The organism is Streptomyces beijiangensis (genome assembly GCF_017315755.1).
Taxonomy (GTDB): Bacteria; Actinomycetota; Actinomycetes; order Streptomycetales; family Streptomycetaceae; genus Streptomyces; species Streptomyces beijiangensis.
This window is the reverse complement of the sequence record NZ_JAFLRJ010001395.1, coordinates 1-455: the sequence shown is the minus strand read 5'-3', so window position 1 is coordinate 455 and position 455 is coordinate 1. Positions and strand designations below refer to the sequence as shown.

The 455-nt window shown below is 64.4% G+C and carries 1 protein-coding gene; it reads left to right on the top strand.

Annotation, left to right across the window (positions count from 1 at the left end):
- Nucleotides 1-455 (top strand): AAA family ATPase (locus tag J0695_RS41985; RefSeq protein ID WP_242553811.1); only part of this gene is annotated, 455 nt, incomplete at both ends.

Sequence of the window (455 nt, the reverse complement as noted above, 5' to 3'; positions counted from 1 at the left end):
CAGTCAGCCCTTCCCGAGCGGTCTTCCTGGCCACGCATGCACCGCTGCGTATTCGCCGCTCCCGCCTGGACGGGCGCTCTGTTTTGGCCGACGGCGCCCTGGTCGACGAGAAAACCGTCCGCGATGAGTTCCTTGCACTGAAATCCGACACCGGTGCACTTCTGGTGCCGATTGTGGGTGACTCCGGCACCGGAAAGTCCCACCTGGTGCGCTGGGTAGGCGAAACGCTGCCCGACTCAGCCAAGCGCAAGGTCATCTACCTGGAAAAGGCCAAGACGAGTCTGCGTGCGGTCATCGACGCCCTGCTCGCCGACGTCCAGGACGGCAATCTGGCCAAACTACGCGACGACATCCATCGCTTCACCGACAGCGTGGACGTGGCCACGCTCAGCAGGCGACTGGTCAACGCACTGAGTGAATCCCTGGCCGCCACCACGGTCCGCGACGTTCCGCAG